Annotated in this window: 13 protein-coding genes; 7 read left to right on the forward strand and 6 right to left on the reverse strand. The window is 66.6% G+C overall.

Annotation, left to right across the window (positions count from 1 at the left end; genetic code table 11):
• From AC3IFE_RS32475 to AC3IFE_RS32490, 4 genes are all read left to right on the forward strand, one after another.
• Positions 1–366: zinc-binding dehydrogenase (locus AC3IFE_RS32475; RefSeq protein ID WP_489194405.1), on the forward strand; the 366-nt coding region annotated here is incomplete at its 5' end.
• A 32-nt stretch (positions 367–398) separates the two neighbouring features.
• Positions 399–4,277 (forward strand): type I polyketide synthase, encoded by a 3,879-nt coding sequence (locus AC3IFE_RS32480; RefSeq protein WP_489194407.1) that lies wholly within the window; start codon positions 399–401, stop codon positions 4,275–4,277.
• A gap of 88 nt (positions 4,278–4,365) precedes the next feature.
• The gene (locus AC3IFE_RS32485) at positions 4,366–4,695 is read left to right on the forward strand and encodes an acyl carrier protein (protein ID WP_489194409.1); all 330 of its coding nucleotides are present in this window, start codon (positions 4,366–4,368) and stop codon (positions 4,693–4,695) included.
• A gap of 66 nt (positions 4,696–4,761) precedes the next feature.
• Positions 4,762–5,754, forward strand: a complete 993-nt coding sequence (locus AC3IFE_RS32490) for a beta-ketoacyl-ACP synthase III (RefSeq protein ID WP_089471493.1) — start codon at positions 4,762–4,764, stop codon at positions 5,752–5,754.
• Positions 5,755–5,847: 93 nt separating this feature from the next.
• On the opposite strand, the gene AC3IFE_RS32495 is transcribed toward AC3IFE_RS32490, so the two are convergent.
• Entirely contained in the window at positions 5,848–6,618 is a 771-nt protein-coding gene (locus AC3IFE_RS32495; RefSeq protein ID WP_489194412.1) for an EAL domain-containing protein, read from the reverse strand.
• 667 nt (positions 6,619–7,285) lie between these two features.
• On the opposite strand from AC3IFE_RS32495, the gene AC3IFE_RS32500 reads away from it, so the two are divergent.
• A complete protein-coding gene (locus tag AC3IFE_RS32500; protein WP_489194414.1) occupies positions 7,286–8,914 on the forward strand; it encodes a sensor histidine kinase in 1,629 nt (542 codons plus the stop codon).
• A gap of 164 nt (positions 8,915–9,078) precedes the next feature.
• Here AC3IFE_RS32500 and AC3IFE_RS32505 read toward each other — a convergent pair whose 3' ends face one another.
• On the reverse strand, positions 9,079–9,819 hold the full coding sequence (locus AC3IFE_RS32505) for a response regulator transcription factor (protein WP_489194416.1): 741 nt from the start codon (positions 9,817–9,819) through the stop codon (positions 9,079–9,081).
• 121 nt (positions 9,820–9,940) lie between these two features.
• Here AC3IFE_RS32505 and AC3IFE_RS32510 point away from each other — a divergent pair, with 121 nt between their 5' ends.
• Positions 9,941–10,264, forward strand: a complete 324-nt coding sequence (locus tag AC3IFE_RS32510) for a hypothetical protein (RefSeq protein ID WP_489194418.1) — start codon at positions 9,941–9,943, stop codon at positions 10,262–10,264.
• Positions 10,265–10,286: 22 nt separating this feature from the next.
• Positions 10,287–16,181, forward strand: coding sequence for an excinuclease ABC subunit UvrA (gene uvrA, locus AC3IFE_RS32515; RefSeq protein ID WP_489194420.1), 5,895 nt, complete (start codon positions 10,287–10,289; stop codon positions 16,179–16,181).
• Positions 16,182–16,271: 90 nt separating this feature from the next.
• On the opposite strand, the gene AC3IFE_RS32520 is transcribed toward uvrA, so the two are convergent.
• The 4 genes from AC3IFE_RS32520 to AC3IFE_RS32535 all read right to left on the reverse strand — a co-directional run bounded on the left by AC3IFE_RS32520 (position 16,272) and on the right by AC3IFE_RS32535 (position 23,568).
• On the reverse strand, positions 16,272–17,213 hold the full coding sequence (locus AC3IFE_RS32520) for an amino acid ABC transporter substrate-binding protein (protein WP_489194422.1): 942 nt from the start codon (positions 17,211–17,213) through the stop codon (positions 16,272–16,274).
• A 13-nt stretch (positions 17,214–17,226) separates the two neighbouring features.
• Positions 17,227–18,534 carry a dicarboxylate/amino acid:cation symporter gene (locus AC3IFE_RS32525; RefSeq protein WP_089471487.1) on the reverse strand — a complete coding sequence of 436 codons (1,308 nt, stop codon included), beginning with the start codon at positions 18,532–18,534 and terminating at the stop codon, positions 17,227–17,229.
• Between the two features lie 423 nt (positions 18,535–18,957).
• On the reverse strand, positions 18,958–19,617 hold the full coding sequence (locus tag AC3IFE_RS32530; protein WP_489194424.1) for an OmpA family protein: 660 nt from the start codon (positions 19,615–19,617) through the stop codon (positions 18,958–18,960).
• A 177-nt stretch (positions 19,618–19,794) separates the two neighbouring features.
• Positions 19,795–23,568, reverse strand: a complete 3,774-nt coding sequence (locus AC3IFE_RS32535) for a YadA-like family protein (protein WP_489194426.1) — start codon at positions 23,566–23,568, stop codon at positions 19,795–19,797.
• Positions 23,569–23,607 lie beyond the last annotated feature (39 nt).

The raw sequence follows: 23,607 nt of genomic DNA on the forward strand, positions 1-23,607 counted from the left end.
GACATGGTGTTCGAACACCCGGGCCGCAACACCTTCGCGCCGTCCTGCTATGTCGTGAAGCGCGGGGGCATGGTCGTGTTCTGTGCGGCGACGAGCGGCTACGACCTGACCTGCGACGCACGTTACGTATGGATGCGGCAGAAGCGTATCCAGGGCAGTCACTTCGCGAGCCTCAAGGAAGCGGCGCAAGCGAACCGGCTCGTGATGAGCGGCAAGATCGATCCGTGCCTGTCGGAAGTGTTCCCGTGGAACCGCTTGCCGGACGCGCACGCGAAGATCCGCGCGAACGAACACCTGCCGGGCAACATGGCGGTGCTGGTCCAGGCGAGCAGTCGCGACGATCTCGACGCCGCGCGTCGCCACTAGCCACGAAGCATTCTTCTTGCTGAGAGAACGGTATGGACCGGTCAACTACAGAGGCGAGACGCGTCGCCGTCATCGGCATGTCGTGCCGCTTTCCCGGGGGCGCGTCGTGTGCATCGAGCTATTGGACGCTGCTGAATTCGGGCCGCACCGCGATCCGCGAAACACCGCGCGAGCGGTTCGATATCGACGCATTCTATTCATCCGATCCGCATGAACCCGGCACCACGTATTCGCGCGTGGCCGGCCACGTCGACGATCCCTTTTGCTTCGACCGCAAGCTCTTCCGCACGTCGGCGGCCGAGGCGATGGAGATGGATCCGCAGCAGCGCTGGATGCTCGAACTCGCATGGGCCGCGCTCGAAAACGCCGGCATCGCGCCGGGGCAGCTGCGCGGCAGGAACGTCGGCGTTTTCATGACGACCGGCGAAGCCGACTACGGCCGGCGCACGGTATGGTCGGGCGATCCTGAGCGAATCACCACGTATTCGAAGCTCGGCAATCTGCGCGCGATGGCGCCGGGCCGCGTCGCGCACGTGCTGGGCCTGAGCGGGCCCGCGATCTTCGTCGACACGACGTGCTCGTCGTCGCTCGTCGCGATCCATCTTGCCGCGCAGAGCCTGCAGGCTGGCGAATGCGACGTGGCGATCGCCGGCGGCGTGAACCTGATCCTCGGGCCGGAGGAAACGATCGGCGTCGCGCGCCTCCAGGCGATGTCGGCGTCCGGCCAGTGCCGTCCATTCGATGCGAACGCCGACGGCTATATTCGCGGCGAAGGCGGTGGGGCGCTCGTGATGAAGCGACTGGACGATGCGCGCTCGCACGGCGATCGTATCGATGCCGTGCTGGTGGCCTCGGCCGTCAACAGCGACGGCGCGAGCAACGGCCTCACGGCGCCCAACGGCGCGGCGCAGGAGGCCGTCATCCGTCGTGCGCTGGCTCGCGCGGGTATCCGTCCGGAAGCCGTTGCGTACGTGGAAGCGCACGGCACGGGCACCGCACTCGGCGATCCGATCGAGCTCTCCGCACTGCGCAACGTCTATGCGCGCAACGTCATGCGCGACAAACCGGTCCTGGTGGGCTCCGTCAAGTCGCAACTGGGCCATCTGGAGGGCGCGGCCGGCATGGCCGGCTTCATCAAGGCAATGCTGATCCTCCGTCATCGACACGTGCCGGCGCAGGTGAACTTCGCGACGCCGAACCCGCGTTTTCAATGGGAAGGCGCGCAGCTCGAGATTCCGCGCGAAGGTATGCCGCTCGACGAAGGCGACGCGTTGGTCGGCGTGAGCGGCTTCGGCATCACCGGCACGAACGTCCATCTGATCCTTGCCGCGCCGGACGCGACACCCGATACCGCCGCGCAAGTCGCGCGGGAGCGCGTGCTGACGCTGTCCGGACGATCGCCGGAGGCACGCGGGCGCGCCGCCTCCGCATGGCGCGCGTGGCTCGCGGACACGCGCACGCCGCTGCGCGATGCGTGCCATACGTCGAGCGTGCGGCGCGATCACTTCGATCATCGCGTCGCGGTGGTCGGTTCGACCAGGGAGGAACTGGTCGCGGCGCTCGACGCGTTTCTCGCGGCGGATCCGACCGGGCAATGGCATGCGGGCGAGCAACCGGCGCAACGCCGCGTGGCGTTTCTGATTCCCGGCCAAGGGGCGTGGCAGCCCGGCATCGGGGCGAATCTGTACGCCGGGAACGGTTTGTTCCGCAAGCATGCGGATGCGTGCATCGGCCAGCTCGACGCCGGGACGGCGCGCGAGGTTATCGACGCGATCCACGGCCGTACCGCTGACGCGGTGCGCCATCATCCGGGCCAGCTCGCGCATTTCATCGTGTGTTACGCGCTGGCTCGTACATGGACGGACCTCGGCGTGCGGCCCGACCTGCTGATCGGGCATTCGCTCGGCGAGCATGTGGCGGCCGTGATCGGCGGCGTGATGTCGCTCGGCGACGGTCTCAAGGCCGTGGAGGCGCGTGGCCGGCTGTTCGACACGGCGACGCCTACCGGCGCAATGCTCGCGGTCGCCGCCGGCGCCGACGAGCTGGCCGCACGCTTCACGTTCGGCACGGACCTGTTCGTGGCCGGCATCAACGGGCCCGGGCAAACCGTCGTGAGCGGGACGAAGGCCGCGGTCGCCCAGGTTCAGGACGCGATGATCGCGGCCGGCAGGCGCGTGTCGCTGCTCAAGACCTACGACACGCCGGGCCATTCGCCGATGTTGCGGTCGATGCGCGACGCGTTTCGTCGCGCGCTCGAACCGCTGAAATTTGCGTCGCCGTCGATTCCGATCGTTTCCACGCTCACCGGCGAACGCGCGACGGACGCGATCGCCGACGTCGAGCACTGGCTCGATCTCGTGGAGCAGCCGGTGCGCTTTCACGATGCGCTGGTCGCCGCATCCGACGGCAAGACGCTGTTCGTCGAAGTGGGGCCCGGTGCGGCGCTTGCCAAGCTCGCGCGCGCGGTCGCCGGCGGCGATTGGCAATGCGCGATCTCGTCGCTCGCCGACGGGCCGGAAGGCGACGATGAAACGGAATCGACCGGCTTTGCGCACGGCTGCGCGCGCCTTTACAGCGTCGGGCAGAAGATCGCGTGGAGCCGCCTGTATGGCAACGCGCCGCGGCCGGCCGAAGCGCCGGGCTATCCGTTCGAGGCCGAGCGCTTCGAGTTGCCGTTCCCGTCTCGCGCGGCTGCGGGCTCGGCGTCGCGCCCGCAGCGGCACGACGTCGTGGCGAACGACGCACGCGGGCCAGCAGCGCCGCAAGCGTCCGGCGTCGGCGATGCGATTGCTCGTGCGAATACGGGGCAGGTGCTTGCGACGTTGCGTGCCATGGCGGCGGCTGTCGCAGCCGATAACGTCACCCTCGCGGAGGACGTTTCGCTCGTCGGTCAGGGCCTGGATTCGCTGGCGTTGACCGAACTGCGCGTGCGCCTTCAACAGCAATTCGGCCGGATGCCGCCGGTTTCGATGCTCGCGCGCGGCGCGTCGCTGTCGTCGCTTGCAGCGTGGCTGGTCGCGTCGCACGACCACGCGCCCGATACGGAAATCCGAGCGCACATTGCGCAGCCGGAGCCCGCGGAGGCGGACGAGCGCGAGCTCGTCGTCACGCTGCGTACGGGCGCCGGGCCGCTCGTCGCGCTCGTGCATCCGGTCGGCGGAAACGTGCTCTGCTATCAGGATCTGGCCGCCGTGTGGCCCGGCGATCCGACGATCGTCGCGGTCCGCCATCCGTATGCGGACCCGGGGCGCGCACCGACGTATCTTTCGATCGGGCAACTGGCGTCGCGCTATCGTGCGGCGCTGCTCGCGGCGCACGGCAAGCTGCCGGCCCTGCTGGGCGGTTGGTCGTTCGGTGGCATCGTCGCGCACGAGATGGCTGCGCAGTGGGAAGCGCAGGGGCTTGCCGCTCCGCCGTTGATGATCGTCGACAGCCCGTTCCACGACGGCGAATTCGCGATGCGGCTGCGCGAGCTCGATGGCGAATTTTCCGCCGTGGAGGTCACGCAGGTCGTCGAATCATGGCTTGCCGATCCGCGCTTCGATGCGATGCTCGATCGCGACTTTTACCTCGGCGACGTACGGCGGCGGGCGGACCCCGCGATGTTCGCGCATATCGCACGGCTGCACGCGGCCAGTGCGCTGGCGCTCGCGCGTCACCGGCCGCAACAGGTGCACACGCGCATTGCGTACGCGCTTGCGGCGCGCACGCCGGGCAACCCGTCGGGCGCGCAGGCGACGGAGAGCTTGCGGCTGCTCACGCACGGCGACATCACGGTGAGCGTGTTCGACGACGATCACAACTCGATCGTGCGCGAGCCCTCGGCGCGGCGCGTCGCGGATTGCTTCGGCGGCGGCGCCGGCACCGCGGATGGGGTGGCCGACTCGCTCGCACGGGCGGCGTCCACCTAGCGTGTGCCGGCATCAACCCTTTCACCCATACGAGGCCCGGTCCGTGCCGCGCCTTTCTTTCTCAATCCCACAGTAGGAGATCGATGCCATGAGCGACCAACTTCAAGCTGCAAACGTGAGCGGATCCCCCGCGACCGCACAGACCATTCTCGCGTGGATCCAGGAGTGGGCTGAAGCGAACAATCTCCAGGTACCGACCGATCTCGACCAGACCTTCGCCGACGCGGGATTCGATTCCATGCATTCGGTCGAACTCGCGTTCTTCCTCGAAGAGCGGCTCAAGATCAAGATCGACGACACGGTGCTCTACGATTACCCGACCTTCATGTCGCTGGCCGAACACCTCGTGTCGCTGGGCGGGCAGGACGCCGCCGCCGACACGGCGCCGGGCGAAAGCACGAGCGTGGGTAACTGGTAACGGCGTGCGCCGGCTGCGATCGGTCGGTCGCCCGGCGCCTTATCGACCTTCACCGGAGTACGGAAGATGGCGGACATCACTCGCGCGGACAACAGGATTTCGCGCGTCGTCGGTTGCGGCTCGGCGCTTCCCGAGCAGCGGATGACGAATCATGACATCGCGCGCTTGGTGGACACGTCGGACGAGTGGATCACGCAGCGCACCGGTATCAAGGAGCGTCGTATCGCGGCGAGCGGCGAGCATACGTCCGATTTCGCGATCGGCGCGGCCAAGGCCGCGCTGCAACAGGCCGGCCTCGGTGGCGCCGACGTCGATCTGATCGTGCTCGCGACCTGCACGCCCGATCGCACGATGCCCGCGACGGCCGTGCGCGTCCAGCAGGCAATCGGCATGCAGCGCGGCGCGGCGTTCGACGTGCAGGCCGTTTGTTCGGGCTTCGTCTACGCACTGTCGGTCGCCGACAACATGATCCGGCTCGGGCAGGTGCGCACCGCGCTCGTGATCGGCGCGGAGACGATGTCGCGCATCGTGGACTGGCAGGATCGCAACACCTGCGTGCTGTTCGGTGACGGCGCGGGCGCGGTGGCGCTGCGCGGCGAGCGGCGCGACGGCGACGCGCCGCGCGGCGTTCTCACCACGCATCTGCACTCCGACGGCCGGTATCACGACAAGATCCACACGGACGGTGGCGTATCGTCGACGCAGGGCGCCGGCAAGATGCATCTGGAAGGGCGCGACGTGTTCCTGCATGCCGTCGTCAACCTCGCCGAAGCGTCGGAGGAAGCGCTCGCGTCGCAAGGCTTGACCCAGGACGATGTCGACTGGATCGTGCCGCATCAGGCGAACCAGCGCATCGTGCAGACGCTCGGCGTCAAATTGAATCTGCCGATGGAGAAAGTCGTGCTCACCGTCGGCAAGCACGGGAATACGTCGGCCGCGTCCATTCCGCTGGCGCTGAGCGACGCCGTGTCCGACGGACGGATAAAGGAGAACGACCTGATTCTGACGCCGGCGATGGGATCGGGTTTTACGTGGGGGTCGGCGTTGATCCGGTGGTAGATAGCGGTCCGCTTTTCACATTGGAATCGTGTGACCTGCCCGAACCTGCCGGCGCGTTGCGCATGGGGCGGGCAGGGCGGCCGCCATGCGTGTCTACGCGAGGGGGCTGCGCTGGCGGCTCGCAATGAAACCATCGACGTCGGCTGCGCACAGCGGTTCGCCAAGGTAGAAGCCCTGGCCCTCGACACCGGGCAGCGTGCTGGCCCATTCGAGTTGCTCTGCCGTCTCGATGCCGGTAATCACGATCTGCTTGCCATGACCTTTTGCTAGATGCACCAGGGTTTCGAGCACACGTGTGGATTCGCCGTTCTGCAGCACGTCGCGGATCAGCGAGCGATCGAACTTGACGATGTCCACAGGCAATTGCTGCAGCAGCGTCAACGAGTTGAAGCCGGCGCCGAAGTCGTCGAGCGCGACACGCACGCCAATCGCCTGCACCGCGTGGATGGCTTCTACCAGCCAGTCGAGCCGGGCCGGCGGCACGACGTCGGTCAGTTCGATCTCGAAACGGTACGGATCGATTCCGTGCGATTTCAGCAGCGTAGCCAGTTGACCGGGAAAATCCGTATGTCCGAGTTCCAGCGGCGACAAATTGATCGCAAGCGCCAATTCGTCGTATCCGGCCGCCGTCCACTGCGCGAGCGTGCGCGTCGCGTGCCGGGTGAGAAGGTCGGTGAACCGTGCGGCAAGGAACGAGTCCTCGATCACGCTGAGGAACGACACCGGTTCCAGTACGCCGCGCTCGGGATGTCGCCAGCGCATCAGACACTCGAAGCCGGACAGCCGGTATGCCTGCAACGAGAATTTCGGCTGCAGCAGGAAAAAGAATTCGTCCTGACGAAGTCCCCGTTCGGCATCGTTCAATGGATGGTTTGACGCAAATGTGCTGTTTGTGAACATTTATGCAGGCCGATGGAGGCGATGGCTTCGTCGTTTGATCGACCAATTCTATGGAGCGGGACTGAAATTTTCAATATCGAAAAGTGATCAAATGTAAATTTGTTTAACGGAATTGATGTCGAATGCGTGATCTTTGTCTGGTATATGTTTTATGGTCGGCATAGCGGCCTTTGTGAATTTTTTTGATCTGAAACGTGATGGGTTTTTTGGTGTCGGGGTGAGGGGGTAAGCTTTGGATCGCAATATTGATCGGCATAAAAAGCCGTGGTTGGATGCCAAAAATGTCGATTTCCATTTAAACTTAATTTGAAATCAATTTCAATTAATATCCAAATGTAATACAATTTTTAATTGGGAGTGGTTCTTTATTTGTCTGGCGATTTATCTTAAAATAATAATATCGGGTTGGTGTGCTTGTTGGTTTATTAAACTAAGATATCTATAAAAAACAAATTAATTCAATTAAAATTTTATTGTATCGTTTTATGTATTAGGGTCGGGGGATCTGCGACGTTTGATTCGGTCGTTTCAAATGTTGCCCAATGCGATATTGATGGAGCATCATCTGATTGACATGTTCGGAAGATTGATTGGGCCGCGACGGCCCCGTTCATGTGACGAGGGCGGGCAGGTGCCCGAGCATGCGCCGTCGAACCTTGCAATCGAGTGGGTAGGGCTGACGTTGGCGCTCATGCTGATTTGCCTGATCTTGACGGAGACACACGCATTGCAGCGTGTCGACGAGGTCTTTTTCGGGCCAGCGATGTCCGGCCGCTTGGGTATCGCCGCTGAACTGCTGTTCAACGAGCTGATCGTTGCAGCGGTTTGCACGCTGCTTTACAGGCTCGGTCCTTCCGCCGGCTTGTGCGCGGCGATGGGGATGTCGAGCGCGATTGCGGCGACCGCCTTCGCCATCTTCACCTGGCAAGGCCGGGTCATGCCGCCCACGACCGGCATGTCGATCTGCGTACTCGCTTACCTGCTGTGGTCGTGGCGACGTCTGGAAGCCTTGTTGCGCTTCACTGCGCTGCTGACGAACCGGATGACGGCCGAACCCGTGCTGCATGCGAAGCCTGTCCGGGCCGGGCATTGCATGGATCCGGTGCAGCGGCAGTTGAATCGCGTTGCGATGCTGGACACGCAAGTGCGTCGGTATCGCGCGCTGAGCGACGCGTGGGTCGACAGTCTGCCGGAGGCGACGCTGATCGCGTCGGCTACCGGAATCGTGCTGCTCGCGAACGCGCGCGTGATGTCCTTGTGCGCGGATCGCGATGCGCATTCGCGGGCGGGGAACTCGCCGGTAGGACGCGCGGTTTCGGACGTGCTGTTCCAGATCACGGGGTCGCACCGGGCCAACGAGTTTGCCGCGCAGGCGCTGGCGTCGCTCGATCACTGGCCGGATGGCGACGCGCTATCGGCACGAACGAAATCCCAGTTCGATCAAGGCATCGAGATAGCCAATGCGCGCGACGGTCTGTCGTTGTTGATCAAGTGCGCGCTGATCCGTCCATCGTTTTATGGCGAGGGCGCGCTGGTGTTCCATGTCGCGGATGTCTCGTCGGTACGGATGGCCGAGCGGCAGCGGGACATGGCGCTGCGCTTCCTGTCGCACGACATGCGATCGCCGCAGGCCTCCATCCTCGCGCTGGTTTCCCAGATGCAGCGCGACCCGTCGCGGTATACGCCGCAGCGATTTGCGGAACTGGTGTCGCAGTATGCGACGCGTGCGCTCAGCCTGTCCGACGATTTCCTGTTCCTGGCCAAGGCCGAGAACCTGCCGCCGAAGCTCGCCGAAGTCGATCCTGCGCTGGTGCTGGGGGATGCCGTGGACGATCTGCTGCCGCAGGCAAGCGCGAAATTCACGACGGTCAATCTGACAGCGGAGCCGGGGCTCAGCACGATCGCCGACGTGCAGTTGCTGCGACGCGCGTTCGTCAATCTGATCGGCAATGCGATCAAGTTCGGGCGGGAAGCGTCGACGGTCGACGTCGAGTTGTCCGCCACGGATCGGCACGTGAAGATCGCCGTCACTGATTACGGAACGGGCATATCCGAACGGGATCAGGAAAAGCTGTTCCGGGAATTCACGCAGCTGGACGGGCATGCGTCGATGTCCGGGCATGGGCTCGGCCTGGCATTCGTCAAGACGGTGGTGGATTCGCTCGGCGGAAAGCTGCAGGTCCGATCGAAGCTCGGCGAAGGGACGACGTTCCTGATGTTTCTGTCGAGGCACGACCATGATGCCGCGTTGGGAAACTGATCGCGGTGCGGCTGTGTTCCGGCGTCGCGCGAACGGAAAAACGGGATGGGCGCCGCCGGCCGATCGTCGCGACGCCCAGAACGCGATGAAGCCATACCCAGGCGCGGCATGCGATGCACTGCGCCGTCCCGCGGGCAACGCCCCCTACGATATGCGACGCGTGCTCACGCCCGATCCTCGGCCAGCGCCCGGGTGTCGCAAGGGACGTCGATCGTCGCCTTGGTCTGATCCAGCCGATAGCCGAGCGTATAGATCGCCGACAGTCGCAAGCCGTTTTCGATGCCGAGCTTCAGCTTTTGCCGGATCCGGTAGATATGCGTATCGAGCGAACGCGATTCCGTGCCCAATTCGCGCCCCCACGCCGTCGTTGCGAGCAGCTCCCGCGACATGATCTTGCCGAGGTTCTGAAACAGGCACGTGACGAGCTGGAATTCCTTGGTCGTCAGTTCGATCTTGCTGTCGCGCAGCCGGACCGCGCGTTCCACCGGATCCAGCACGTACTCGCCCGCGCGGATCGGCTCGTCGCGCTTCACGTTGCGCGCGACGCGGCGCAACAGCGCGTTGACGCGTGCCGCGAGCTCCTCCGCGCGAAACGGCTTGGTCAGATAGTCGTCGGCACCCGCCTCCAGCGCTCTGACGACATCGAGTTCCTGGATCCGGCTGGTCAGGAACAGCACGCCGTATTCGATGTCGGCGCGCGTGCGAATCCAGTTCAGCACTTCGATTCCGGTCATGCTGGGCAAGTGCCAGTCGAGCACGACCGCGTCGACGGACTGGGATCGCAGGAACCGCAACGCCTGTTCGCCGTCGACGACGACCTTGATCGTGTGACGGTACGGAGCCAGCGCGCTCTGGACTTCCTCGGCCTGAACGGGATCATCCTCTACCACCAGTATGCGCATCATGCACCCCGACTAACGTGATCGGCCTGTCGACCGGCGCCTGCAAAATATCGGGCGGCGAGCAGGCAAACGTTTGCTTTTTGGTCCGTCTGGAACAACGGTTAGGGAATATAAAGCATCAGGAATGGATGCGATTGTGACATTTTGTGAATTCGTCGGACAAATTTCATCGGAGGTAAAAAGAGACGAAACGGGTTTTATTTCGCGAATTTTTTACTTGGCAGGCAGGTGCTTTTTGGGGCGGCAAGCGCGGTTTCGGGCCATCGGACGGAAACCGACCCGCGCGATCGCCTGGCTGTTTCGCCGAGTGACGGCGGCGATGGAAAACTGTATGAATATACAGTATAGTATCCGTCGAACTCGCGCCGCACAGGTCCAACCCTTGCGGCGCGTGCGCCGCGCCTGCGGGCATCCGCCGCAGCGTTCCGGCACCGTGAATTCCGGCTAACTCATTCAGACGGGCAGGCAAATTGTCATCCAGCAATCTGATCCGCATTCGCGGAGCACGTCAGCACAACCTCAAGAATCTCGATCTCGACCTGTGCACCGGCGAAATGACGGTCGTCACCGGCCCGTCGGGCTCCGGCAAATCGAGTCTCGTGTTCGACACGCTGTACGCGGAAGGGCAGCGGCGCTACGTCGAAACCTTCAGCGCGTATGCGCGGCAGTTCCTCGACCGGATGGATCGCCCGCAGGTCGAGCGCGTCGACGGCGTGCCGCCCGCGATCGCGATCGACCAGACCAACCCGGTCCGCAGTTCGCGCTCGACCGTGGGCACGATGACCGAGCTGAACGATCACCTGAAGCTGCTGTACGCGCGCGCGGCCGAGCTGTTCGACCGCAAGACCGCGCGGCAGGTGCGGCACGACACGCCTGAAACGATCTACGCGGAACTCGTCGCGCGCACGCAGGCGGCCGATCCGCGCGTCGTCGTCACGTTCCCGGTCGAATTGCCGGAAGCGGTGTCCGACGAGGAAATCGCGCAGTGGCTGTCGGCAAGCGGCTACACGCGCGTGCAGGCGCAGCGCGAAGTCGCGTCGTCCACCGGGCCGCGCAAGGTGCTCGACGTGGTGGCCGACCGCTTCCGCGTGCAGCAGGCCGACAAGGTGCGGGTGGTGGAGGCGATCGAGGCGTCGCTGAAGCGCGGCGGTGGCCGTGTGAACGTGTACGTGCTGGCGCCGGAAGCGGAAAACGCGACGGCGGAGCCGTCGATCTGGCGCTTCTCCACGGGGCTCCACGATCCCGACAGCGATCTGCGCTACGCGGAGCCGCAAGCGGCGCTGTTCTCGTTCAACTCGGCGTACGGCGCGTGCGAAACCTGCCGCGGCTTCGGCCGCGTGATCGGCGTCGATCTCGGCCTCGTGATTCCCGACGCGCGCAAGACGCTGCGCGGCGGCGCGATCAAGCCGATGCAAACTCCCGCATGGAAAGAGTGCCAGGACGACCTGATGCGCTACGCGGCGAAGGCCGGCATCCGGCGCGACGTGGCGTGGTCCGAGTTGACGGATGCCGAGCGCGACTGGGTCGTCAACGGCTCGCCGGACTGGAACGGCAAGTGGCAGAGCCAGTGGTACGGCGTGAAGCGCTTCTTCGGCTATCTCGAATCGAAGGCGTACAAGATGCACATCCGCGTGCTGCTGTCGAAATACCGCAGCTACACGCCGTGCGACGTGTGCGGCGGTGCGCGCCTGAAGACGGAATCGCTGCAATGGCGGCTCGGCTCGAAAGAGAATGCCGACGGCGTGCTCGCGCCGGCCGCTCGCTTCATGCCGCGCGGGGTCGACTGGAGCCGCGCGCAGCTCGAAGCGCTGCCGGGCCTGACGGTGCACGACCTGATGCTGCTGCCGATCGAGCGCATCCGGCGTTTCTTCGACGAAATCGTGCTGCCGAGCGCGCTGCTCGACGATGCATTGAAGCTGTTGCTCGCCGAAGTGCGCACGCGCCTGAAATACCTGTGCGACGTCGGGCTCGGCTACCTGACGCTCGATCGCCAGAGCCGCACGCTGTCGGGCGGCGAGGTGCAGCGGATCAACCTGACGACCGCGCTCGGCACGTCGCTCACGAAAACCCTGTTCGTGCTCGACGAGCCGAGCATCGGGCTGCATCCGCGCGATCTCACGCGGATCGTCGAGGCGATGCAGCGGCTGCGCGACGCGGGCAATACGCTGGTCGTCGTTGAGCACGATCCGTCGGTGATGCTCGCGGCCGATCGATTGATCGACATGGGGCCCGGCCCGGGCGAGCGCGGCGGCACGATCGTGTACGACGGCACGCCGGGCGACATCCGCTCGGCGCACACGCTGACGGGCGAGTATCTCGGCGGCCGCAAGCAGGTCGCGCATGCGTCGAATTGGGCGCGTCGCCCGGTCGACGCGAACACGCCGCGCATCGTGCTCGAAGGCGCGACCGAGCACAACCTGCGCGACGTGACGGTCGAGATTCCGCTGCAGCGGCTCGTCTGCGTGACGGGTGTGTCCGGCTCCGGCAAATCCACGCTGCTGCAGGACGTGCTGTATCCGGCGATGGCGCGGCACCACGGCAAGGCGACCGAATCGCCGGGCGCGTACCGCAGCCTGACGGGTGCCGACCAGGTCGGCGACGTCGTGTTCGTCGACCAGTCGCCGATCGGCAAGACCACGCGCTCGAACCCGGCGAGCTACGTCGGCGCGTTCGACGAAATCCGCAAGCTGTTCGCGAAGGCGCCGCTCGCGTTGCAGCGCGGCTACGGCGCAGGCACGTTCAGCTTCAATTCGGGCGACGGCCGTTGCCCGACCTGCGGCGGCTCGGGCTTCGAACATATCGAAATGCAGTTCCTGAGCGACGTCTATCTGCGCTGCCCGGACTGCGACGGCAGTCGCTATCGTGCCGAAATCCTCGAAGTGCGCATCGAGCGCGACGGCCGCGCGCTGAACATCGCCGACGTGCTCGATCTCACCGTCAGCGAAGCGGCCGCGTTCTTCGCGACCGATGCCGAGGTGCTGCGCGTGCTGCAGCCGATCGTCGACGTCGGCCTCGAATACGTGAAGCTCGGCCAGCCGGTGCCGACGCTGTCGGGCGGCGAAGCGCAGCGCCTGAAGCTCGCCGGCTTCCTCGCCGAATCGGCGGCGGCGGCCAACGGGCGCCGGGTCGCGACGGAAGAGGCGCGCATCGCACGCACGAAGCTGTTCATGTTCGACGAACCGACCACCGGGCTGCACTTCGACGACATCGCGAAGCTGATGCAGGCGTTCGGCAAGCTGCTCGCGGCCGGCCATTCGCTGATCGTGATCGAGCACAACCTCGACGTGATCCGCGCGGCCGACTGGCTGATCGATCTCGGTCCGGAAGGCGGCGACGGCGGCGGCCTCGTGCTGTGCGCGGGCACGCCCGACGACGTGAAGGCCTGCGCCGAATCGCATACCGGCGTGGCGCTGCTGCAGTACGACCGCGAGATGGACGGCGAAGCCGTGCGCGCCGACGAAGGCGTGCCGCTGCAGGCCGTGCTGAATGCGGCGCGCGCGCGCCGTGCGATCGAAGGCGAGGACGTCGTGCGGATCGTCAACGCGCGCGAGCACAACCTGAAGGCGCTCGACGTCGACATCCCGCACGGCAAGTTCAACGTGATCACCGGCGTGTCGGGGTCCGGCAAGTCGACGCTCGCGTTCGACATCCTGTTCCACGAAGGCCAGCGCCGCTACCTCGAATCGCTGAACGCATATGCGCGCTCGATCGTGCAACCGGCCGGCCGCCCCGAGGTCGACGCGGTGTACGGCATTCCGCCGACCGTCGCGATCGAGCAGCGGCTGTCGCGCGGCGGACGCAAGAGCACGGTCGCGACCACGTCCGAGGTGTGGCACTTCCTGCGGCTGCTGTACGTGAAGCTCGGCCTGCAGCACTGCATCCACGACGGCACGCCGGTCACGTCGCAGTCCGTCGAATCGATCGCCGCGCAACTGCTGCGCGATCATCGCGGCGAACACGTCGGGCTGCTCGCGCCGCTCGTCGTCAACCGCAAGGGCGTGTATACGGATCTCGCGAAGTGGGCGAAGGCGCGCGGCAGCACGCATCTGCGCGTCGACGGCGAATTCGTCACGGTCGATCCGTGGCCGAAGCTCGACCGCTTCCGCGAGCACACGATCGAATTGCCGGTGGCCGATATCGTCGTGTCGCCCGACAACGAGGCCGAGTTGCGGCGCGGGCTCGACGAGACGCTCGAACTCGGCAAGGGCGTGATGCACCTGCTCGCGCCGCTCGACGGGCTGCATCACGCGATGCAGAACGATCGTTCGACCGCGCAGGTCGGCGCGGTCAAGGTGCTGTCGGTCAAGCGCGCGTGCCCGGTATGCGGCACGAGCTATCCGGAGCTCGATCCGCGGATGTTCTCGTACAACAGCAAGCACGGGTGGTGCACGACCTGCGTCGGCACCGGCGTCACGCTCACGCGCGAGCAGCGCGCCGCATACGACGACACGGTGCTCGCCGGCGACGATCGCGGCCGCGAGCAAACCTTGCCGTCGGACGAGCAGGAACCGGAAGGCGTCGGCAACGAGCCGTGTCCGGATTGCCACGGCACGCGGCTGAACCCGTCCGCGCGCGCGGTCACGTTCGACGCGTATCCGATCGTCGAGGTCGCGCAGTGGACGGTGTCGGACACGCGCCGCTGGATCGACGCGCTCGAACTCACCGGGCGCGACGCGCAGATCGCGCGCGACATCGTCAGCGAGATCGGCAGCCGCCTCGCGTTTCTCGAGGAAGTCGGCCTCGGCTACCTGAGCCTCGATCGCGCGGCGCCGAGCCTGTCGGGCGGCGAAGCGCAGCGGATCCGGCTGGCCGCGCAGCTCGGCAGCAACCTGCAGGGCGTGTGCTACGTGCTCGACGAGCCGACGATCGGCCTGCATCCGCGCGACAACCAGATCCTGCTCGACGCGTTGCGCAAGCTCGGCGACAAGGGCAATACGCTGGTCGTCGTCGAGCATGACGAGGACACGATCCGCCGCGCGGATCACATCATCGACGTCGGCCCGGGCGCCGGCAAGCGCGGCGGCACGCTGGTCGCGCAAGGCGCGGTCGCCGATCTCGCCGCGCAGCCGGATTCGGTGACGGGGCGTCTGCTCGCGCAGCCGATGCTGCATCCGCTGCAGCCGCGCCGCCGCGTGAGCCTGCCGGGCAAGAAGGGCGGTGAAGCCGTGCCGGAAGCCTGGCTGACCGTGCATGGCGCGAGGCTGCACAACCTGCGCGACGTCACGGTCGGCATTCCGCTCGCGCGGCTCGTCGCGGTGACGGGTGTCAGCGGTTCGGGCAAGTCGACGCTCGCGCGCGACGTGCTGATGACGAACCTGCTCGACGCGGTCGGCCGCTCGGTGCTGTCGTCGCCGGCCACGCGGCGCGCGCGCAAGGCCGCGCAGCAGGACGCGCCGGCCACCAATCGCCGCTCGAGCGTGCTCGCGCGCAGCGCACCGCGGCCGTCGCTGAACGTCACGCATGCGTGGCAGGGCTGCGAGTCGCTGAGCGGCTGGGAGCAGATCGACCGTGTGCTCGAAGTCGATCAGACGCCGATCGGCAAGACGCCGCGTTCGTGCCCGGCGACCTATATCGGCGTGTGGGACACGATCCGCAAGCTGTTCGCCGATACGCTGGAAGCGCGCGCCCGCGGCTATACGGCGTCGCGTTTCTCGTTCAATACCGGCGACGGGCGTTGCCCGGCCTGCGAAGGGCAGGGGGTGCGCACGATCGGCATGAGCTTCCTGCCCGACGTGAAGGTGCCGTGCGACGTGTGCCACGGGCAGCGCTTCAATCCGGAAACGCTCGCCGTCACGTGGCGCGGCCGGAACATCGGCGACGTGCTGACGATGGAGATCGACGAGGCGGTGGAATTCTTCGCGCCGATCTCGAACATCGCGCATCCGCTGCAACTGATGAAGGACGTCGGGCTCGGCTACCTGACGCTCGGCCAGCCGTCGCCGACGCTGTCCGGCGGCGAGGCGCAGCGCATCAAGCTCGTCACCGAGCTGACGAAGGTGCGCGACGACATCACGCGGCGCGGCCAGAAGGCGCCGCACACGCTGTACGTGCTCGACGAGCCGACGGTCGGCCTGCACATGGCCGACGTCGCGAAGCTGATTCGCGTGCTGCACCGGCTGGTCGATGCGGGGCATAGCGTCGTCGTGATCGAGCACGACCTCGACGTGATCGCGGAAGCCGACTGGATCATCGATCTCGGGCCGGAAGGCGGCGTGGGCGGCGGTACGATCGTCGCGGCGGCGCCGCCCGAAGCGCTCGCGAAGGTGAGCGCGAGCCATACCGGGCAGGCGCTGAAGCCGGTGCTGGCGCGAACGGCCGGCGAAGACGCCGAGGCGGAGCAGCAGGGCGCGGCGCGGGTCGGCTGAACGCGTTGCCTCCGGCGGGCGGCCCCGGTGCCTGGTGAGGGCATCGGGGCCGTTCTCGTTTCGTCATTCATGTCGACGATGGCGCCGCGCTCAATTCGCGTTGACGCCGATCGCCTCGATGAGGGTCTCCAGTTGCGGGCTCATCGGCAGGTTGAGACTCAAGCCCGACGGAAGCGGGCGCAGAAACCAGCGCTTGTACTGACGCGCGATCTCGCCGTCGGCGGCCAATTCCTGGAACGTGGTTTTCACGACCTGCGCGAGCTGCGGATCGTCCTTGCGGAACATGATGCCGTACGGGTCGTAGGATAGAAAATCGCCCACCACGTCGTACTGGCCGCCCTTGCTCGCATTCTCTGCAATCAGGCCGTACAGCAGCACGTCGTCCGTCGCGAATGCATCGGCGCTGCCGTTCGCGACGAGCGCGAAGCCCTGCGCATGATCGGGCACCACCTGTAGCTGGATCCCGAGCCTGAACCGGTCGTTCAGGTCGCGCAGCGCCTTCTCGTTGGTCGTACCGGCCGTCACCGCGACTTTCTTGCCCGCGAGATCGCGGAACGAGCGGATCGGCGTGCCGCGTTTCACCATCACTTTCGTGCCGGCCACGAAGAAGATCGGCGAGAACGCCACGCGCTTCTGGCGCTCGAGGTTGCTGGTCGTGGAGCCGCACTCCAGATCGACCTTGCCGCTGACCACCGCGTCGATGCGGTTGTCGGACGTGACCGGCACCCAGCGGATCGTCAGGCTCTGGTTGATCGCATCCTCGATCGACGACACGAGTGCCTTGCACAGCTCGATCGAATAGCCGATCGGCTGGTTGCGCGCGTTCAGGTACGAGAACGGGATCGACGCGTCGCGATAGCCGAGCGCGATCGTGCCGCTGCCGCGCACTTTCGCGAGCGTGCCGGTCAGTTGGGCCGGCGCGAACGGCTCGGCGCGCGGCGGCGTCGAGGGCGCATCTTCCGCGTGAGCCGTTGCGCCCGCGGCAAGCAGGCCCGCGAGCGCGAGCGCACGCCAGAATCGCTGCATCTTCATCGCGGGGCCTCCGTCAGGCTTCGGTCGGATGGGCGATCGTCGCTTCCTGCTCCGCTTCGATGCGCGCCGCGTTGGCTTCGGCTTCCGCTTCCGACAGCAGTTGGCCTTCCCATTTCGCGACCACCGCGCTCGCGATCGAATTGCCCACCGCGTTCGTGGCCGAGCGGCCCATGTCGAGGAACGTGTCGACGCCGAGAATCAGCAGCAGCCCGGCCTCCGGCAGCCCGAACTGGTGCAGCGTGGCCGCGATCACGACGAGCGATGCACGCGGCACGCCGGCCATCCCTTTCGACGTGAGCATCAGCACGAGCAGCATCGTGATCTGCGTGCCGAGCGACAGGTGCATGTTGTACGCCTGCGCGATGAACAGCGACGCGAACGTGCAGTACATCATCGAGCCGTCGAGGTTGAACGAATAGCCCATCGGCATCACGAAGCTCGAGATCTTGCGCTTCACGCCGAAACGGTCGAGCGCGTCGAGGATCTTCGGGTACGCGGCTTCGGAGCTCGCCGTCGCGAACGACAGCATGAACGCTTCCTTGATCAGCACGAGCAGCTTGAACACGCGACGGCCGAGGAACAATAGTCCCGCACAGACGAGCAATGCCCAGAGCAGGAACAGGCTGAGATAGAAGTCACCCATGAACACGGCGAACTTCAGCAGTACCGACAGCCCGTTGACCGCGACGGTGGCGGCCATCGCGGCCATCACCGCGAGCGGCGCGAGCTTCATCACGTAGCCGGTGATCTTGAGCATCACGTGCGACAACTGGTCGATCGCGGCGATGAGGACCTTCCCGCGATCGCCGAGCGCGGCGAGCGCGACGCCGAAGAACATCGAGAACACGACGATCTGCAGGATTTCGTTGTTCGCCATCGCCTCGGCGAACGACTTCGGCACCATGTGGCCGACGAAATCCTTCAGCGTGAACTTGGACGTCGCGAGGTTCGCGGATGCGCCGATGTCCGGCAGCGGCAAGCCGAGATTGTCGCCGGGCCGCAGCAGGTTCGCCATCAGCAACCCGAGCAGCAGCGAGACCAGCGACGCGGTGACGAACCAGGTGATCGATTTGGCGAATACGCGCCCGACCGAGGCCGCGTCGCCCATGTGCGCGATGCCGACGACCAGCGTGGAGAAGACGAGCGGCCCGATCACCATCTTGATCAGCCGCAGGAACACGTCGGAGACGAGCGAGATGTACCCGGCGACTTCGGCGGCGGCCTTCTTGTCCGGAAAGCTCGTGAAGACCATGTAGCCGATCGCGATGCCTGCCACCATCGCGATCAGGATCCAGACGGCTGCAGCATTCTTTTTTCGCATCGTGAGCCTCCCATGCAGCGGTTTCGCAATCGGGGATGCGACGACGATACAGGACCAGAATCGCGATGAACAGTGCAACCGGGTTCGGGTTTGCGCTAGCGCCGGGTCGCGGCCGATCGGCCGATCGGCGAGGGCGCCGGTGGCGCTTCGGGCGCGAAGCTGGCGCAACCCGTTACCGGTTTGTGCGGAGCAGCACATCGCCTGTTCGGAGGCCGCTGGATCGGGGTGCCGGCGCCGCGTCGCCATGTTCGCCTGTCCGGTGCCCATCGACCGCCGACGCTGCGTTGCCGCGATGTTGCAGTCGTCATGTGCCCGAGGATCGGGCACGCGCGTGCTGAAATCGCCCGCCCGTGCCGCGAGCCGGACGATTCCGGCGCTCAGCGAATGGGGCGTTCGTGCAACCACGCGCCCGGAAGCCCAAACTCAGCGCTGCCCGTACACCGTAATGGTCACGCGCCGGTCTTTCTGCAAGCACGAGATGACGGCGGGCGTCTCACCGGGCGGGCAATGCGATACCGGTTGCGACGATCCAACGCCTTCGGCCCGAATGCGTGCGGCGTCGATGCCGTGCGTCACCAGATAGCGTTTCACGGTTTCCGCTCGCGCCAGCGCCAGCGCACGGTTGCTTTCTTCCGAACCGATGCGATCGGTGTGGCCGACCACGTCGATGTTCGTCATGCTGGCTTCGGCGCGGATCTTCGCGATCGCGGCGTCCAGCTCGGCACGGCCGCCCGGCAGCATCGAATCGACGCTCGACTTCGCAAAGGGAAACAGCGCCTCGCCGCCGATCGTGAACTGTTCGAGCGGCGCGGGCCCGGCGGCGACGGACGCCGCCGGCGCTGCGTCCCGTACGAAGTCCGCGCACTGCGGATCGCGCCAGTACGTCGCGCTCACGCGCATGTTCCTGTCGAACTGTATCTGGTACTGGCAGGACACCACCGTGTCGCCGCGGCGGAAGTCGAACAAGTAGTTCCAGACATGACTGCCCACGAACCACTCGTGAAACTGAGGCGGCCCGATGAGCTCGTAGAGCTGGTCCTTGTTGAGGCCCGTACCGACGTTGCGCAGGTTCGCGACGTTCACGAACGTGCCGCCCGCGGGCGACGCGGACGCGGCGTCCGGAAACCGGGGCGGCGTGTGGGGCACCGCGCATCCCGTCATTGCGACCGCCGTCGCGACGCACGCCGCGAGCAGCCCAGCCTGTTGAGTTTTCATGGTTCGCTTGTCGTTCCGTTTCATGTTTCGCATCGCCTCGTACGCCTACCACTGATAGCCGGCGCCGACCACGGCGCCGTACGTGCCGCGCGTGTTGGTCGACACGGCCGCCTTGTAGATCCAGTGGTTGTTCTCGGAAATGGTCGAGATGCCGAGCGCCTGGCCCGACTGGCCGCGGTACACGCTGCCCGCGATCGCGACCATGCTCTTGCCGGGGCCGGACGGTTGCGGCAGGCCGGCCACGGCCATCGCCGTCGCGGTGCCGCCGTCCGCGTCGCGGCGATAGCTGTCGAGGCTGTTGCGCAAGCCCGCGACCTGGCCGTCCGTGTAGCTGTTCGCTTGCGACAGCGTGCTGCCTACGCTCGCGTTCAGCTGATTCACGTTCACCGCGTCGGTGCCCTGCGTGCCGGCCGCGACGTTCACGACCTGGCGCGCCGAATCCGCCGAGCCGACCGCGACCACGTTCGAGCGTCCGCCGTCGTTGCTGCCCGCGCCGAGCGCCGTCGAGTTGTTGCCCGATGCGGTCGAACCCACGCCGATCGCGGTCGAACCATTGCCGGACGCCGTCGAGCTGTTGCCGACCGCCGTGCTGTTCGAGCCCGATGCGACCGCCCCCGACCCGCCCGCCGACGAATTCGACCCGCTCGCCCCCGGCGGCACGTTGCCGCCGGGCGGGTTCGTCGTGTACTGCCCGCCGAGGTTGGTCGTGCGCTGGTCGATCAACGTCGTCAGCTGGTTCGCGACCGAATCGAGCTGCGACACGTTCACCGCGTCCGTGCCGTTCCTGCCGGCGGCCAGCCCGGTGATCTGCCGGTTGCCGACGTTCACTTCGCCGGCCGACGACTGCGGGCTGCTCAGCCCGTACGCGACGTAGTTCGTCAGCGCGCCGACCGTGGTCAGCGAACCGGCGCCCAGCGCGACGCTGTTCGCGAACGTCGCCGAGGCCCCTGCGCCGAGCGCGAGCGCATCGGTCGCGCTGCCGCGAGCGCCCGAGCCGAGCGCGACGCTGCCCACGCTGACCGCCACCGCGTTCGCCCCCTGCGCGACCGACTGCGCGCCGGTCGCGCTCGCGCCGCTGCCCAGCGCGATCGCATCGGCCTGCGCGGCACTCGCCGCCTGGCCGATCGCGATGCCGCCCGGCGCGGTCTGGTCGACGATCGCGCCGTTGCCGATGCCCACGCCGTTGTCGCCGTTGACGACCGTCGTCGGCCCGACCGCGACCGATTCCGCGCCGACGGCGAGCGAATCGCCCGCCGTCGAGTTCGCGTGGAAGTACTTCTGGCCGGTGACCGCGAACGACTGCAGCGCGCCGGTCAGTTGCCGCACCGTCACCGCGTCCTGCTGGCCGGTGCCGTCGGCGACGTTGGTGATCTGGCGGTACGTCCTGTTCGTCGCATCGCCGACCGATACCGCGCCGAGCAGCGTCTGGTCGGTGGTGTCGAACGGGATCGACGCACTGCCGTTGCGGATGATGCCGGACGTGGGCACCGTCGCGCGATCGGCGAGCGAACCGGCGCCGAGCGCGATGCTGCCGTCCACCTGCGCAATCGCGTTCGGGCCGATCGCGACGCTGTCCAGGCCGCGCGCCTGGCTGTCCGGCGCGGTGGAGTTCGCGTGGAAGTACTTGATGCCGTTCGCGTTGATGTTGTCGATCGCGGAGCCGACGTTGTTGTTGATCGTGGTCGAGCCGTCGCTGTTATACGTCACGTAGGACGGCGCGGAGACGGTGCCGGTGGTCGGATCGTAGGTGGCGCCGCCGCCGATCGCGCCGGCCGTGCTGTTGCCGAGGTTCGTGTTGTTGGTGGTGATCGAGCTCAGGCTGGTGGACAGCGAACCGATACCGGCCGACGTGGCCGTGGATAGCGAGGTCAGGTTGCTGTCGGTGCTGGACAGTCCGGTCGACAATGACGTGATCGTGCTGTTCGCCGAGCTCAGGCTCGTGGACAGCGAGCCGAGCCCGGTCGAAGTCGACGTGGATAACGACGTGATACTCGACGCCGTCGACGTCGACAACGCGTTGATCGCCAGATTCGACGAATAAAGCTGGCTACCGTTGATCGCGTCGGTCGAACTCGCGCTGATCCGCCCGGCCGCGACGTTCTGGATCTGCCGCGGCGCTGCGCCCGAGCCGACGCTCACCACGTCGCCGGCCGCCGGCGTGCCGCCGGCGAAGTTGTACGTGGTGCCGCCGATGACCGCGCTTGGCGTCTGCACGGCGGCCGACACCGTCGACGCGTTGCCGAGCACGACCGCGCCGTCGAGGCCGGTGGGCACCGTCACGCCGTTGCCGACGACGAACGCATTGTTCGAATTGATCGTGTTGTTGTTGCCGAGCGAATACGAGCCCGAGCCCGTGACGGTGCTCGGATCGCCGATCGCGGCGGAATTCGCGCCGCTGACGACGTTGCCCGTGCCGATGCTCAGGCTGTTCGCGCCGCTCGCCTGAGCGCCTACGCCCATCGCGATCGCATTCGTACCCGATGCGTTCGCGTTCAGACCGACCGACGTAGTCCCGCTTGCCGTGACGCCGATGCCCGCATTGGTGCCGATCGCGACGTTGTCGTTACCCGATACAAGGCTGCCCGCGGAGGCGGCCAGCGTGCCGTCGTACGTGACGGTACCGTTGCCGCTACCCAGTGCGACGTTGCGCGTGCCGGTGACGCCGGAGCCCGCGCCGCGCATCGCGCTCGCGATGCCACCGCCGATCGCGGTGTTCTGCGCGCCGCTCACGAGCGTGCCGGTCGCGACACCGACCGCGATCGAGCCGGTGTTGGCGGTCGTCGAGCCTGCGCCTGCGCCCTGGCCCGCCGCCACGGTGCCGTCGCCGGCCGCGACTGCCTGTCCGCCGATCGCGAGCGCCGTGTTGCCGCTCGCCTTCGCGCCGTTGCCGAGCGCGGTGGCGGCTGCATTCGTGGCCTGCGCGGTGGGGCCGAGCGCAACGGAGGAGGTGGCGGAAGACGTGCTGTTGGTGCCGATCGCAATCGATTGCGTGCCGCTCGCGACGGCGTGGGTCATCAACCCCATCGAGTTCGTGCCGGTGGCAGTCGACTGATAGCCGACCGCAATCGCGTTGCCGCTCGACGCGGTCGCGTTGCTGCCGAACGCGACTGCACCCGAAGCGGTCGCCTGCGCGGCGCTGCCGACCGCGGTCCCGCCCAGATTGTCTGCAACCGCGCTCTGGCCGACCGCGACCGAATTGTCACCCGATGCGGCGGACCCGGACCCGACGGCGATGGCAGCCGAGCCGGACGCGGCCGCGCCGTTGCCGCCGGCGAATGCGGCTGTGTTCGACGCGTTCGCGAAAGGGCCGACCGCAGTGCTGGCGGCGCCCGATGTCTTCGCGGCCGGTCCAATCGCGGCGGAATTGGTACCGCCCGCGGACGCCGACGTCCCGATCGCCGTTGCAGCTTGAGCGGTCGCCTGAGAAAAGATGCCGACGGCCGTGCTGTTGACGCCGTTCGCCGTGACGTTCGCGCCGATCGCGATCGCCCCGCTCGTCGCCGCGGCGTTCGCCGTACAGCCGATCGCGATGCCGTTGTTCGTGTTCGCGGTCGCCGTCCCCGGGCAGTTCGTGCCGGAAACCGCCACCTGCGCCGCCGCGCCGCCGGACCACATCGCCATGCTCCCGAGCACGGCAACGGTCAGCGACTTCAGCGTGACCGACGTGCCGGTGCCGCGCGCGTCGGCCCCGGTTCCGGTTTTCCCCTTGCCGGTCGCCCGATCGAGTTCGGACACCGCGACGATTGCGCCGCGCGCCGCGTTCCACACAGTGCGGTAAGTTCTATTCATGGATTTCTGCCGGTAAGCGGCGCGCGCCATTCACGCACCGGGCCAACCTCGAATACCGGGGTGCGTGGA

It is taken from the genome of Burkholderia sp. APQ4-4ca, assembly GCF_057837105.1.

Bases quoted from the DNA above. Each gene is read 5' to 3' on its own strand.
- AC3IFE_RS32485 (WP_489194409.1), top strand. From the start codon at position 4,366: ATGAGCGACCAACTTCAAGCTGCAAACGTGAGCGGATCCCCCGCGACC.
- AC3IFE_RS32490 (WP_089471493.1), top strand. From the start codon at position 4,762: ATGGCGGACATCACTCGCGCGGACAACAGGATTTCGCGCGTCGTCGGT.
- AC3IFE_RS32535 (WP_489194426.1), bottom strand. From the start codon at position 23,568: ATGGCGCGCGCCGCTTACCGGCAGAAATCCATGAATAGAACTTACCGC.
- AC3IFE_RS32525 (WP_089471487.1), bottom strand. From the start codon at position 18,534: ATGCGAAAAAAGAATGCTGCAGCCGTCTGGATCCTGATCGCGATGGTG.
- AC3IFE_RS32505 (WP_489194416.1), bottom strand. From the start codon at position 9,819: ATGATGCGCATACTGGTGGTAGAGGATGATCCCGTTCAGGCCGAGGAA.
- AC3IFE_RS32520 (WP_489194422.1), bottom strand. From the start codon at position 17,213: ATGAAGATGCAGCGATTCTGGCGTGCGCTCGCGCTCGCGGGCCTGCTT.
- AC3IFE_RS32480 (WP_489194407.1), top strand. From the start codon at position 399: ATGGACCGGTCAACTACAGAGGCGAGACGCGTCGCCGTCATCGGCATG.
- AC3IFE_RS32510 (WP_489194418.1), top strand. From the start codon at position 9,941: ATGGATGCGATTGTGACATTTTGTGAATTCGTCGGACAAATTTCATCG.